At 33.7% G+C, this 14,500-nt stretch carries 10 protein-coding genes and 1 pseudogene; 9 read left to right on the top strand and 2 right to left on the bottom strand.

Translation table 11 applies throughout. The features are described from left to right. Positions 1-92: 92 nt before the first annotated feature. Positions 93-1,025, top strand: coding sequence for a manganese-dependent inorganic pyrophosphatase (ppaC, locus tag ACM6HU_RS22250; protein WP_016115113.1), 933 nt, complete (start codon positions 93-95; stop codon positions 1,023-1,025). A 282-nt stretch (positions 1,026-1,307) separates the two neighbouring features. Beyond that, the gene (locus ACM6HU_RS22245; RefSeq protein WP_414848441.1) at positions 1,308-1,760 is read left to right on the top strand and encodes a DUF6884 domain-containing protein; all 453 of its coding nucleotides are present in this window, start codon (positions 1,308-1,310) and stop codon (positions 1,758-1,760) included. A 342-nt stretch (positions 1,761-2,102) separates the two neighbouring features. On the opposite strand, the gene ACM6HU_RS22240 is transcribed toward ACM6HU_RS22245, so the two are convergent. Together ACM6HU_RS22240 and ACM6HU_RS22235 are read right to left on the bottom strand one after the other, a co-directional pair. Then, positions 2,103-2,465 carry a cytoplasmic protein gene (locus tag ACM6HU_RS22240; protein WP_414848440.1) on the bottom strand — a complete coding sequence of 121 codons (363 nt, stop codon included), beginning with the start codon at positions 2,463-2,465 and terminating at the stop codon, positions 2,103-2,105. A gap of 940 nt (positions 2,466-3,405) precedes the next feature. Continuing rightward, positions 3,406-4,668: an APC family permease gene (locus ACM6HU_RS22235; RefSeq protein ID WP_016132916.1), complete on the bottom strand. Its 1,263-nt coding sequence runs from the start codon at positions 4,666-4,668 to the stop codon at positions 3,406-3,408. A 125-nt stretch (positions 4,669-4,793) separates the two neighbouring features. Here ACM6HU_RS22235 and ACM6HU_RS22230 point away from each other — a divergent pair, with 125 nt between their 5' ends. The 7 genes and pseudogenes from ACM6HU_RS22230 (at position 4,794) to ACM6HU_RS22200 (ending at position 14,495) form a co-directional block, all read left to right on the top strand. Beyond that, positions 4,794-5,708: a LysR family transcriptional regulator gene (locus ACM6HU_RS22230; RefSeq protein WP_016115109.1), complete on the top strand. Its 915-nt coding sequence runs from the start codon at positions 4,794-4,796 to the stop codon at positions 5,706-5,708. A gap of 49 nt (positions 5,709-5,757) precedes the next feature. Continuing rightward, a complete protein-coding gene (gene recQ / locus ACM6HU_RS22225) occupies positions 5,758-7,875 on the top strand; it encodes a DNA helicase RecQ (protein ID WP_016132915.1) in 2,118 nt (705 codons plus the stop codon). Between the two features lie 23 nt (positions 7,876-7,898). After that, a complete protein-coding gene (locus ACM6HU_RS22220) occupies positions 7,899-8,276 on the top strand; it encodes a gamma-glutamylcyclotransferase (RefSeq protein WP_016115107.1) in 378 nt (125 codons plus the stop codon). 68 nt (positions 8,277-8,344) lie between these two features. Beyond that, positions 8,345-8,545 (top strand): annotated as a pseudogene (locus tag ACM6HU_RS22215) (hypothetical protein); the annotation flags it as partial. A gap of 228 nt (positions 8,546-8,773) precedes the next feature. After that, entirely contained in the window at positions 8,774-10,870 is a 2,097-nt protein-coding gene (locus ACM6HU_RS22210; RefSeq protein ID WP_016115106.1) for a HelD family protein, read from the top strand. A gap of 683 nt (positions 10,871-11,553) precedes the next feature. Continuing rightward, entirely contained in the window at positions 11,554-13,257 is a 1,704-nt protein-coding gene (locus ACM6HU_RS22205) for a M4 family metallopeptidase (RefSeq protein ID WP_016131481.1), read from the top strand. 167 nt (positions 13,258-13,424) lie between these two features. Next, positions 13,425-14,495: a Rap family tetratricopeptide repeat protein gene (locus ACM6HU_RS22200; protein ID WP_016115103.1), complete on the top strand. Its 1,071-nt coding sequence runs from the start codon at positions 13,425-13,427 to the stop codon at positions 14,493-14,495. Positions 14,496-14,500 lie beyond the last annotated feature (5 nt).

The raw sequence follows: 14,500 nt of genomic DNA, 5'->3' as shown, positions 1-14,500 counted from the left end.
GGCAGAACCTTTATTTTATTTATAAAAAATGTGTTTAAAATATTGTCATATTTGCTTCTTTAAGATATCCTTTTCATGAAGAGGTGGAAATCATGGAAAAAGTACTAGTTTTCGGGCATAAAAACCCAGACACAGATGCAATTTGTTCTGCAATTGCTTATGCAGAGCTGAAAAAAGAATTAGGAATGAATGCTGAGCCTGTACGTTTAGGTGAAATCAGCGGTGAAACTCAATTTGCGTTAGATCATTTTAAAGTAGAAGGACCGCGTTTTGTTGAAACAGTAGCAAACGAAGTGGACAACGTGATTTTAGTTGACCATAACGAACGTCAACAAAGTGCTAACGATATCGAATCTGTTCGTGTGTTAGAAGTTATCGATCATCACCGTATTGCTAACTTTGAGACAAGCGATCCTTTATACTACCGTTGCGAGCCAGTTGGTTGTACAGCTACAATCTTAAACAAAATGTACAAAGAAAACGGCGTTGCAATTCGTAAAGAAGTTGCAGGTTTAATGTTATCTGCAATTATCTCAGATTCTTTACTATTTAAATCTCCAACTTGCACAGAACAAGACGTAGCTGCAGCGCGTGAATTAGCGGAAATCGCTGGTGTTGATGCGGAAAGCTACGGCTTAGAAATGTTAAAAGCTGGTGCAGATTTAAGTGGTAAAACAATGGAGCAATTAATCTCTCTTGACGCAAAAGAATTCCAAATGGGCGATGCAAAAGTTGAAATCGCACAAGTAAACGCTGTTGATACAAACGACATTCTTGTACACCAAGCGGAATTAGAAAAAGTAATCTCTGCAGTAGTAGAAGAAAAAGGTTTAGACCTATTCTTATTCGTTGTAACTGATATCTTAACTAACGATTCTGTTGGTCTTGCTATCGGTAAAGCGACACAAGTTGTTGAAAAAGCATACAACGTAACATTAGAAAACAATACAGCAACTTTAAAAGGTGTTGTATCTCGTAAAAAACAAATCGTTCCTGTATTAACAGAAACGTTCCAAACTCTATAAGAGAAATTTTGGATGAAAAGGAAAGGACAAACAGATATATAGTCTGCTTGTCCTTTTTTTGTTTTTAGGAGCATAAAATTTCGGATATTAAGGTCTGTTATTTTAATGTTTCATTTAGGAAAAATGGAAATTGGGTAGGAAGAAAAGAAAAACCTGGTATTTTTATCTGTGAATTAAAAATGCTATGATTTCATTAGTAATTACTATGTCTTAAAAGTAATAATGAAAAAATAAAACAAATTATATATAGGATCGAAAGAGAAAAGAGGGAAAAAGGTAATAATGAAAAGGCTATGCATCATTCCATGTGGAAAAAAGAAAATCTGGGATCAGTATCCTGATAAGGGACCAGCAGAAGCAAAGGATGTATACATTAGTCCATTCGGAAAAGCATGCCAAGCATATGCTTTGCAATTTTTTTCACACTGGGTTATTTTATCAGCTAAACATGGATTTTTACTGCCAACTGATATAGTAGAAAAAAACTATGATCTCGCTTTTAATTCGAAAAGTAATGAGATTATTAGTATAGAACAATTAAAAAGACAGATGATTGATAAAGACTTGCTAGACTTTGATGAAATTGTCCTGCTTGCAGGCAAGAAGCATAAAAAAGTAGTGACAAAGTTATATCCGGAAGAAATGATTTCCTATCCGTTAGAAGGCTGTAAAGGGATTGGATATATGCTGCAGAGGTTGAAGTGGGCGGTTGAAAATCATAACGAGATTCAGTAAAAGTTAAAAGAACTCGATTTATCCCGCATTAACGGGTAGTAAGCTCTCACTGATTAAAGTTTCACTTTATATTGTACATAAGGGTGTTATGTATCGTTAGAAATATAGACCTATAAGGAAAAAAGCTAGATGAGGAGTTAATGGGCGATCTATTTTTTGTTGTTGTAAAAGATGTTAATTTTCGAGTGCATACAGCTGAACATGGAATGGGTTAGTAGGAGAGGTAATTATGTTATGTAGATATTGTCAGTCTTTAGTACAACAACCAAAACAAAAGAATATAAGTGGAAAGCACCCAAATTGGGTGCTTCTATTTTTAAGAGAATTTCCATTTAGAACATACTAAACGTTATAGTTTATTACTTGCTTCATAAGGTTTCTTATCTCTTTAACTGGTGGTTTTTTATCGTATACATCAACATATGAAAAATAATAATTTAAATTTCTGACAAGACCTTTTCCAATTTTTGCACTTAGGAAAGGAAATACTTGTCCAGTGTAGTCTTCGAGAGATTTACAATAGTATTTTTCATCCAAATAAATACTATATTTACATGTTAGCTCTACTAGTGGGTTATCTTCAGAATCATATACATCTTTAGATTCAATAATGTCTATTAGTGCAAATCTATCATTAAGATAAACTTTTTTCTTCTTTTCAGGTTTATTAGAAAGAATAAAAGCGAGACCTAGTGCATTAATCAATACGTTTCCTCCTACAAATAAAAAAGATATTAATAAAATATATCGATATATGTTAAATGTAAAGTGGTAAGGCAAATGGTAAAAGATTACTGTAAATATTATTAAGGGATTTCTAGAAGATAAAAAATATTCTTGAGTCAATTATAGGGAATTTAGTTGAAGTAGATGTTAATAAAAGTGAATATAAAAGAAATGAATCCCTGCAAGGGAAGTTGCAGGGATTCATAAGGGTATTGTCGAGAATGTCGAACTCGACAAAGTAATCTTAACATGAATTTCTTGGAAAGAAACCTGGTAAATGTGTCCAAATGAATGTCTAGTATGGGGGCTATAAGAAACCTTTCAGACAAAGTCAAAGAGACCTACTTCCCGCAGCAGGTCCCTTTAACTAGATAATGTTGATGAGCAATAACCCATCTGGAGTACTTTTATCGTAACAAATGGAAAGGGTTTTGTGTATTGAGAAAAAATTTTAAGCAGACATTTACGGTAGCCATATACATGTCGAATTTTTATGCTTGTGTTCAATTCATAGAGTAATGAAGGAATAAAAAAGACCTGCAAGTAAGAAGCAGGTCGTAAGAAGGGGCTTTAATCCAACAGATTAATTAAACGTTATCAATTGTAATGAATGAAGTCCATAGGTTATGTGTTGAGAAACTTTGTATGAAAGATATTAATGTTTTGTATTCTTGAAAAAGAGATTGAAAAGAGATGTTAAAATCTTCCTATACGAGAATAAAGGTCGATATTTATAAAGAGATTCATATTTCCAAGCATCACGATTAGAAACCTTGAGTTGTTTATTTGAAGAGCGAAAAACAATTAGATTATTGTTGCGTTTCATAAATAAACCTCCCTTAATTTGATGCAGGTATATTATGGAAATGAATCTGTAATTTGTGTGAGAAATAGTTTAAATGAGAATCTTTTCTTTTCATTATCGTATTGAAATTTCCTTTTCATAAGTATTTGGTCTGTTTTTGAAGTACTGTAACCCATAGAAACCAACTAGTATTCCAATACTTATTAAAATCCAGATGGAAGAGAAAGAGAGAATGATAAGAAAACAGACAATCAAACTTAAAGAAAGAATTTTGTTAAAGATACCTGGTAATAATTTATATGCTGCAAAGATTCCACAAATGGCATTACAGATAAAGAAAGCATTTGCAATGGCTACGATTTGTTCTACTGTAATGCAATCGTTATAAAGACAGATAAATACAATGGTATGTATGCCGATTAATAAAAGTAAAGAATAGATTGATACATTCGATTTCGTACGATAGGAAAGTTTATATAATTTCTTTATATATTTTGCTTCAGAAGCGATAAGACGCGAGACCCCGCCAACAACTAATAAATATGTACTCATGCAAAGAACAGTAGTAATAAAGGCGATAAGAGGAACAGCAAACTCTCCAAATAAAGTAGCTAATATGGCTGTTATTCGTAAGTCTTCTTGATGTGAACTAGGAATTACAATCCATTGTGTGGCGCCTGCCACGACAAGACAAACAACCGTTACAGTAAGTGTGCTTATCGTAATTGCTTGTGGGATGGTTTTTTTTCGATTTTTGACATCCATACTGTAATTCCCAATAATCTCCCAACCTACTAAAGCCCAAAAGAGCAATAAAATACTATATCCAAAATCTCCAAAAGAAAAAGATGTTTGAACTAGCTGTTCCGATCGAAAATGAGGGATAGAACGAATTCCACCGCTCAGTAAAAGAACGGTTGCAGCTGTTGAAAATACAAATGATATTTTTCCAATAGATGATATATCTAATAATAAAATCAATACACAAAGGCTCATTAAAAGAAAACCAATTCCCTCTAATGGAACTTTAAAGTTTGAAAATAAAGCCGCTATATATTGACTGGCTGTCATAAGAACAGCTGTAGGTCCTAGACAACCTGCTATGATAAAGAAAATAGAAGTTAATTGCTTCATAGAAGGTCCAAAAGCTTGATCTACCGCATGTGCAACCCCAGATTCATTAGGGAAGAGAATGCTTAACTTACCAAATAAGGAAGCAAATAGAAAACCAATCCCCATAATAAGTAGCCAAGCGATAATGGCATAATCTCCAGTTGTTTTGTAGATAAGTGGAGGAAGTAAAATAATCCCAGACCCTAAAATTGGACCAATAATTAAACCGCTGAGCAGTACTGGTCCTAATTTTTTCTTTCTCATATATGTATACATCTCCTTTTGAAAAATTGTGTTTCTTCTATTGTAATTCGAGTTTATCTATCAGTAAAATAGATATATATGAAGTTATTAATCGGAAATTGCGATGTTAGAATGGAGAGATTGAGATGGAGATTCGGCATTTAAAAACATTTAAAACAATTGTTGAGTTAGGAGGATATACACGGGCAGCCGACTATTTAGGATATGCACAATCTACTGTAACAGGGCATATTCAAGCAATTGAACAAGAAATGGGACAGCCTTTATTCAATCGATTAGGGAAAAAAATGGTGTTAACAGATGTAGGAAAGCATTTACTTCCTTATGCAAATGAAATGATTGCTTTGTCTGAGAAAGTAAAACAAATCCCAAGCGTGGATAATGAGATTACTGGAAAAATTGTAATTGGTGCCCCAGAATCATTAACAATTTACCGCTTGCCATCTATTCTTCATGAATATAAAAAGAAGTATCCAAAAGTAAAAATTACATTAAAAGCTTCAACGTGTCGGGAATTGAGAAATGATTTAAAGAGTGGAAATATAGATATTGCTTTCCTCTTAGACACTGAGCGTCATGAAGAGGATTTACATATTGAGCAACTTGTCATGGAGCAAATGGCGTTTGTTTTTCCAAAAGATTACACTGTGACACAAACAGATTCGCAAGATGTCCAATTTTCTCAAGAGGAAACGTTTTTGTATACGGAACGTGGTTGCAGTTACCGAGCATTTTTTGAACATTATTTACAAAGGCAAGGCATTCAACATGAAAGTACATTTGAATTTTGGAGTATTGAGGCGATAAAACAATGTGTCATGTGTGGATTAGGGATTTCTTTACTACCAATTATTACGGCCCAGCAAGAGCAGAAAGACAAGAAACTACAAGCTGTTATTTTAAATGAAGCAAAGTTTGCAACACAACTTGTATATCATAAAAATAAATGGTTTTCTCCAGCTTTACATGAGTTTTTAATAATTATTCGTAAGCATGCGAGGGGATGGAAAGAAGTAGAGAGTACAGTGACTTTTAACTAATGATATAATATTAATAGATGAAAGACTAAGAAAAGCAGGTGAATCTTTTTTGTTTACAAAAGCACAAGAACTTTTAGCTTCCTATTTTGGCTACTCGTCATTCCGTAGAGGGCAGGATGAAACAATTAAAAATGTATTGGCTGGAAAAGATACAGTTTGTATTATGCCAACAGGCGGTGGCAAATCAATTTGTTATCAAATTCCAGCACTAGTATTTGAGGGGACGACATTAGTTATCTCACCTTTGATCTCACTTATGAAAGATCAAGTAGATACATTAGTACAAAACGGGATTTCAGCTACATATATTAATAGTTCTATTTCAATTACAGAAGCAAATCAACGAATCCAATTAGCGAAACAAGGTCATTATAAGTTGTTATATGTGGCGCCGGAGCGTCTTGATTCAATGGAATTTGTAGATCAATTAATTGATATGAAGATACCGATGATCGCAATTGACGAAGCTCACTGTATTTCGCAGTGGGGACATGATTTCCGTCCAAGTTATTTACATATACATCGTATATTGGACTATCTTCCAGAAAAACCACTTGTACTTGCGTTAACTGCGACTGCAACACCGCAAGTGCGTGAAGATATTTGTCGTGTGCTAGAAATTGATCAAAAGAATACAATTATGACAACGTTTGAACGGGAAAATTTATCGTTCTCGGTAATCAAAGGACAGGACCGAAATGCATATTTAGCGGATTATATTCGTCAAAATAAAAAGGAATCTGGAATTATTTATGCAGCGACAAGAAAAGTTGTTGATCAGTTGTATGAAGATTTATATAAAGCAGGCGTTTCAGTTGCACGTTATCATGCTGGAATGAATGATCATGATCGAAATGAACAGCAAGAGCGATTTTTACGTGATGAAGTGAGTGTTATGGTAGCGACATCTGCATTTGGTATGGGGATAGATAAATCAAATATTCGTTATGTGATTCATTATCAACTCCCGAAAAATATGGAAAGTTATTATCAAGAAGCAGGACGTGCTGGTCGTGATGGATTAGATAGTGAATGTATTTTGTTATATTCTTCTCAGGATGTACAAGTGCAGCGTTTTTTAATTGATCAATCTACTGGGGAATCACGTTTCTCAAATGAACTTGAAAAACTGCAACATATGACCGATTACTGCCATACAGAACAATGTTTACAATCATTTATTCTAGAGTACTTTGGAGAAGAGCCGAAAGAAGATTGTGGACGCTGCGGGAATTGTACGGATGAACGTGAGAGCGTCGACGTTACGAGAGAATCGCAAATGGTCTTATCGTGTATGATTCGAACAAACCAGCGATTTGGAAAGCAAATGATTGCACAAGTATTAACGGGATCAAAAAATAAAAAAGTAATTGAATTTAATTTTCATACATTACCAACTTACGGTCTTTTATCGAATCGTAGCGTAAAAGAAGTAAGTGAGTTTATTGAGTTTTTAATTTCAGAAGAATTAATTGCGGTGGAACACGGGACGTATCCAACCTTAAAAGTGACAGCCAAAGGGAAAGAAGTATTACTCGGAAATGAAAATGTGTTACGGAAAGAAAGAGTAGAAACAAGACAGATTGTAGGGGACCATCCACTGTTTGAGATATTACGTGAAGTGCGGAAAGAAATTGCACAAGGAGAAGGCGTACCACCGTTTGTTATTTTCTCTGATCAAACGTTAAAAGATATGTGTGCGAAAATGCCACAAAGTGAAAATGAGTTACTACAAGTAAAAGGGATTGGGGAGCATAAACTTGCGAAGTATGGTTCTCACTTCTTACAAGCAGTTATTCATTTTATGGAGCAAAACCCAGATTACGCTGAAACGATGAAAACAGAAGTTGTTACGGAACGTAAGAAATCTGGAAAAGCATCAGCAAATTCTCACTTAGAAACGTATGAAATGTATAAACAGGGAACTGAGTTAAGTACAATTGCCAAAGAACGAGGCTTATCACGTCAAACGGTTGAAAATCATTTAATTCGTTGTTATGAAGAAGGAATGGAAGTAGATTGGCCAAGTTTCGTTCCACCAGAATACGAATCTCTTATTGAATCAGCAGTACAACATGCAGAAGGCGGATTAAAATCTATTAAAGAACAACTTCCAGATGAAGTGAGTTACTTTATGATTCGTGCTTATTTACAAATAAGAAAATAGAGAAGTATTAAGGGGACAGGGAAATGCACTATGTTTTTGTTTATGGCACTTTAAGAAAACAACAAGCAAATGCCCATTATTTACATGGGGCAACATGTATAGCTGAAGAAGCATGGACTCATGGGAAACTATTTGATACAAATGAAGGTTATCCTGCAATGATTTGTACAAAAGAGGATAAAGTACATGGAGAAGTGTATGAAGTAGATGATGAGATTTTAAAAAAGTTAGATGAACTTGAAGAATATACAGGTAATCCAGAAAAAGATTTATATGATCGGATTACACAGACCATCTATTTTGGGGATAGAAGTATAGGGGCATATGTCTATATTGCACAAAATGACGGGATGTTACAGAGACTAATAATTACTGGTGATTGGGCGAGTTATCGAAATTGAATCGATAAGGGAAGTATGGTTCCATTTTGAAAGTATTCAGGCTCTTTATTCTTCTGATATATACGTGTATAGTAAAAGTTTTGAAAGCGATGGCAGAGTATCATGATATTTCACTAGGCGTTTTTCTTGAAAGAATAGTTCTTCACGCTTTTGAAAACAAACCTGTATTTAGCCAAGAGAGTCTTGAAAAGGTTAAAGCTATAAAAGAAGTTTATGATATGGATTATGGTTTAGAAATCAGCCGTAGGTGGAATGATTCGGAAAATTAGAGGGGTTTTATTTATGCCTTTATCTATTTTATCAATGAACATTTTTGTACGAATGTTTATCGTATAAGAGAAAAAAATTAAATAATGAATAGTGAAAAAAGGCGGGATTACTTCTTGTATTCTTATATTTTAGAAAATTCCCGCTCGAACTATTGACTTTATAAATGTATTTTTTATACAATTGTATCTCGACTGAAAAATTCGAACGGACAGGAGGGAATCAGCATTATGAGTACTATATTTGAAGAAGAATTCCAGCGGATGAAAAAAACTTTATCTACAATGGATGAACAACTAGATAAACTGGAAAAAATTCCAGTTTATTATGGAGAGGATTTTAAAGAGCAAATTCTTGAAAGTATGAGGGAGTCAAATCGGCAAAACCTACGTATTGGTGTGCAAGAACCATACTTTGGGCGATTGGATTTTCAGGAGGATGGACAGCCAGAACCAAACCCGATTTATATTGGTAAAGTAGGTGTGTCTGATGAAGAAACGATGAAACCAATTGTTATTGACTGGCGCGCACCCGTTGCTAGTATGTTTTATTCATTTACTGGTGGTGAAGAACCGGCTTTTTATCATTCACCAGATGGCTTAGTAGAGGGCGATGTGTATTTAAAAAGGAACATTGCTATTCGCAAAAGAGAACTGGAACGTGTTGTTGATACATATGTAAAAGGAAGTGAAGATGTATCTCTTGCAGATGATTTTCTTCTATATCGATTAGGTGAAAATAAGGATAATAAATTAAAAGATATCGTTTCGACGATACAATCTGAACAAAATGATATTATTCGTGCAGAGAAAAATATGCCATTATTAATTCAAGGGGTTGCAGGAAGCGGAAAAACAACAATCGCTTTACATCGCCTTGCTTTTTTAATTTATGAATATCGCGAGCAGCTAGAGGCAGAGAGAATGATTGTATTCGCTCCAAACAGTTTGTTTTTAGATTATATTTCTAGTGTACTTCCTGAACTTGGTGTAGGAAATATTAGGCAAACAACATTTCAAGATTGGGCGCTAAATACATTAGATGATGCGGTGAAATTGAAAGATACTGACGAAAAGTTGAAAGAAGCTTTTTCGATAAATCGCGATGATAAAAAGGTTATGCTCGGTAAATTAAAAGGAACGATGAAATTCAAGTCATTTATTGAAGAAAATATTGTTCAATTTGAAAAGAATTTATTGCCAACAAAAGATTTTGAGGCATGGGATAAAGCATCTATTACAGTAGAAGAAATTAGAAAATGGATGCAAGTGGAATATAAGCACTATCCATTAAAGAAGCGTAGAGAAAGATTAGTCGGCCGAATAAAGCGCTGGATTGAGATTGAACTTAAAAAGTTTGAAGGAACAAATGAGAAAAAAGCATTAAAAAAAGAAGCTACAAAGAGATTAAATGCCTATATGAAATTTTGGCCTAAAATGAGCCCGTTATCATTTTATAGTTCGATGATGAAGCAAAAAGAAGTATTGGAAGTTTTGCCTGAAGAACTTGTTCAGGAAACAGAAAAAAATTGTCGTAAAAAAGAAGTGTATGTAGAAGATTTAGCACCTCTTATTCATATTCACCATCGATTAGCAGGTATCGAAATCGGGCAAAAATTCCACCATGTTGTTATAGATGAAGCGCAAGATTTTTCACCATTCCAAATTTATATACTAAAAGAAATTACAATGGGTAACTCGTTTACGATTTTAGGTGATTTATCGCAAGCAATATATGATTATCAAGGGATTGAAGACTGGAATGACTTTAAAGAAGTATTTCAAGAAACCGGTTATTATGAACTGACGAGGAGTTATCGTTCTACAAAAGAAATTATTGAATTTGCAAATGAAGTCATTAAAAATGCTGAAATTCCAGTAGGACTCGCAACCCCTGTTTTCCGTAGTGGTGAGAAAGTAAAGGTTATTTCTACGGACAATCAATTTGCTGCAATTGTAAAGACTCTACAACATATGCAGAATGAAAATGTGAAGACGATTGCTGTTATAGGAAGAACAGATGATGAATGTCGTGATATATATGAAAAGTTAACAGCTACAGGAATCACTGCTAACGTCATCGAAGCAAACCAAAGTAAATATGAGGGTGGTATTTCAGTTGTACCTGTGTATTTAGCAAAAGGATTAGAATTTGATGCGGTACTTCTTGTCGATGTTGATGAAGTACATTATAAAGGTACAAAGCATGATGCAAAATTATTATATGTTGGATGTACAAGATCTCTCCATGATTTGCGAATTTTCTATTCTGGGGAAGCATCACCTTTAATTCAAGGAATACAAGAAGAGTTTTATGAAAGTAAATAATAGATGTTTCAAGAGGATTTTCAAGTAATGAGGTAGCACCCCATCGTCATCAACCTAACGAAATTAAATACCCTAAAAACGAAAATTTTCTTTCTCTACAGTTAGTTCTTTTGAGAATTCAGCGTATTTTTTTAGTTTTAGAGAATAATGAATTTCTTAACCTAACGGCTATGAGTGCTATCTCCTATAGTGAATATTTTTTTAAGCGGTTCAGGAATAAACATAGGCTGTGGAGAAGACTTTCTCCACAGCCTATGTTTATTAATAGGAGCAGTTTTTAGTATGTCTTGAGTAAAAACTTTGATCTCTTCATGTATAAACTCTGTTGAAATACGATTCCTGATTTGTTTCCTCCACAATCCATTCTGCCATCATATAAAGTAAAAAAGAGATAAGAACACTGTATGAAGTATAATCTCTCTTCTCGAATATATATTCTTAGCCCACGTAACCGGCTACTAAAAGAATTACCTTCTTCAACCGTTTTCCTTTAGAATATCTCATTCATTATAAACATTAATTTTTTCTAGAATAATGGAATTTAAATAACGGATTATCGACATTAAATTATGTAATTTTGCATAATGTTACATAAATTCGGCATTTTCTCTTTTTTTTGACAAGAATAGACAGTATACTTTTTACAAGTTTAATATTTCAGAAAATTATACGAGGTGAAAAACATGAAAAATAAAAAAACATTAGCTACAGTTGCATTAACAACAGGAATAGCTTTAACAACTGTAACACCATATGGACTAGGTCATGCAGAGGAAACAGATCAACTACAAGTTCAAATGCAAGAGGATTCGTTTCGTACAGGTGAACTTACACGACCATCACAAAAGGCACCAGAAAATGTAGTAAAAGATGCTCTTAAGGAGAAGACAGAGCAAGCTTTGTCTCCAAAACAAGTTAATGGAGAAACGGGAGTAGATTATAAGGTTCTTCAAAAGCGTGGTTCTTATGATGGAACTACACTTGTGCGTATGCAACAAACATATGAAGGAAAAGAAGTATATGGGCATCAATTGACTGCACACGTAGATAAAAAGGGTGTTATTAAAAGTGTTTCAGGAGATAGCGCGCAAAATTTAAAACAAGAAGATTTAAAGAAGTCTATTAATCTATCACAAGAAGAAGCGAAACAATATATTTATACGAAGTACGGCAATGATATCAGGTTTATTTCTGAGCCAGAAGTAAAGGAAGTTATTTTTGTTGATGAAAATAATGGACAAGCCAGCAATGCATACCAAGTTACATTTGCTGCTGCAACACCGAACTATGTATCTGGAACCTATTTAGTGAATGCTCATAATGGTGATATGTTAAAAAATATGGTACAAGAATCAGATTTAAAAGCAAGTGAAAAGCTTGTTGGAGCCTTAAAGGAAAGTAGAAAAAGCAATCTTACATCATTAACTGGAACAGGAAAAGATGATTTAGGTACATCTCGTACATTTGGTATTTCTAAACAAAGTAATGGGAAATATGCACTTGCTGATTACACTAGAGGGCAAGGAATTGAAACGTATGATGTGAATTACAGAGATATTACTAAAGAGGAAAGCTATTACCCTGGTACACTAGCAACTAGCACTTCAACAACATTTAATGATCCAAAAGCGGTAAGTGCTCATTTCTTAGCAACAAAGGTATATGATTTTTATAAAGATAAATACAAGCGTAATAGTTTTGATAATAAGGGACAAAAAGTAGTTTCAGTTGTACATGCCTGGGATTCTGGAGATACAAATGATCCGAAGAATTGGCAGAATGCATTCAGTGCTAATAATGGTAGCATGCTTGTATATGGAGATCCTATTGTAAAGGCATTTGACGTAGCAGGACATGAATTTACACATGCGGTTACATCTAGCGAATCCAACCTTGAATATTCCGGAGAATCTGGTGCGATTAACGAGGCGTTATCTGATATTATGGGAACAGCTATTGAGAAATATATAAACAATGGGAAATTCAACTGGACAATGGGAGAACAAACTGGATCAGTTTTCCGTGATATGGCAAATCCATCTTCAGTTCCTTCTTCAACTGGAGTACCGTATCCAGATGATTATAGTGAATTTAACGATTTTAATGGATGGGATAATGGAGGTGTTCATTTCAACTCAAGTATTATTAATAAAGTTGCGTATTTAATTGCAAAAGGTGGCACTCATAACAGTGTAACTGTAAAAGGTATTGGCGAGGATAAAATGTTTGATATTTTCCATTATGCAAACACTGATGAATTAAACATGACTTCTGGTTTCTCTGAATTGAGATCGGCATGCCTTCGAGTTGCAGCAAATAAATATGGGGCGAACTCAACTGAGGTTCAAGCAGTTCAAAAAGCTTTTGATGCAGCAAAAATTAAGTAAGTGAAAAATATAGTTCTTATCCGTATTGATGAACTCAACACATAATTTGTATAAGCAAGAGATAGGCCAGGTTCTGCCATTGTTTCGACAACATTATGGAAAGTTAGAATAAAATGCCGGAAAATTTGTTTTTGTTATAATATTAATATAATAGGATGAGGAATATTATGGATACACATATAATAGCAAAAGAAGAAATAATAACATTATTAAGCAGTTGGTATAATGCAATTATTTCTCAACATATAATAAAAGCTAAACACTTAAAAGAAGAGATTGATAGAAATATTCATAGTATTGAAGAAGACTCTAATATCTCTATCTATTATTCCCTACTTAACTTTAGATATAATTTACTGGTTTGTGATATAGATGGTTCTAAAGACTGTCTAGAAAAGATTGCTCCATTTCCAGAACAAACCGAAACATTTTTGAAATATTATTATCATTTCTTCAAAGCTATTTATGCAATTTCAGTTGGAAATCATAATGAAGCTAAAGAACAATATGAGAAGGCTGAAAAACTCTTAGCAACTATTCCAGATGAATTAGAAAAGGCTGAATTTGATTGCATGTTTGCAGTATTCCATTATCAATCCTTAAACCCGTTGTTGGCTGCTAAATATGCTAATAAGGCAAAAGAGGTATTTTCAAAGCATACAGGATATGAAATGAAAGTTGCTTCCTGTCAAAACACCATAGGACTTGCTTGTACTAAACTTAGGCTGTATGAAATTGCTGAGGAAAATTTCATTTCAGCTCTTAGAATATTTGAAAAATATGGCGAAGAACAACTAATAGCTAAAGTGAAACATAATTTAGGATTATTATATGCTGATCAAAACCTTTCAGAGTTAGCGATTAAGTATTTAAAGGATTCTTTAAAAAATAACCCTAAAACTATGTTTTTATTAGCTAGGGAATACTATAAGTTAGGAAAAAATTTTCTTGCTGCAGATCTAATTGAACAAGGATATAACCTTACAAAACTTAAAGAATATAAGTGCCATTTTGCTATCTTAAGAGAACTGAATAAGGGAGCAGAGATTGAGGAACTAGAGAAAGTCATTATGACAGGAATATATTACTTCAAGAAAGAAAATCTATGGGGTCATGTAAAAGAATATGCTTCAATTCTTGGAAATAAATTCTATGACCTAAACAATTATGAAAAAGCCAGTAGATTCTTGCACACTGCCCTAGATGCTGACAAAAAAGATTTGGAGAAGGGAGCCTAAAAATA

It is taken from the genome of Bacillus sp. IT-79MI2 (assembly GCF_949768135.1).
Lineage (GTDB): Bacteria > Bacillota > Bacilli > Bacillales > Bacillaceae_G > Bacillus_A > Bacillus_A pseudomycoides.
Note: the sequence above shows the minus strand (reverse complement) of the source record. Positions and strands in the feature narration are given on the sequence as shown.

What these genes read in the sequence shown, in the direction of transcription:
- ppaC (WP_016115113.1), top strand. Translation starts at nt 93, where the DNA reads ATGGAAAAAGTACTAGTTTTCGGGCATAAAAACCCAGACACAGATGCA.
- ACM6HU_RS22245 (WP_414848441.1), top strand. Translation starts at nt 1,308, where the DNA reads ATGAAAAGGCTATGCATCATTCCATGTGGAAAAAAGAAAATCTGGGAT.
- ACM6HU_RS22235 (WP_016132916.1), bottom strand. Translation starts at nt 4,668, where the DNA reads ATGAGAAAGAAAAAATTAGGACCAGTACTGCTCAGCGGTTTAATTATT.
- ACM6HU_RS22230 (WP_016115109.1), top strand. Translation starts at nt 4,794, where the DNA reads ATGGAGATTCGGCATTTAAAAACATTTAAAACAATTGTTGAGTTAGGA.
- ACM6HU_RS22220 (WP_016115107.1), top strand. Translation starts at nt 7,899, where the DNA reads ATGCACTATGTTTTTGTTTATGGCACTTTAAGAAAACAACAAGCAAAT.
- ACM6HU_RS22210 (WP_016115106.1), top strand. Translation starts at nt 8,774, where the DNA reads ATGAGTACTATATTTGAAGAAGAATTCCAGCGGATGAAAAAAACTTTA.
- ACM6HU_RS22205 (WP_016131481.1), top strand. Translation starts at nt 11,554, where the DNA reads ATGAAAAATAAAAAAACATTAGCTACAGTTGCATTAACAACAGGAATA.
- ACM6HU_RS22200 (WP_016115103.1), top strand. Translation starts at nt 13,425, where the DNA reads ATGGATACACATATAATAGCAAAAGAAGAAATAATAACATTATTAAGC.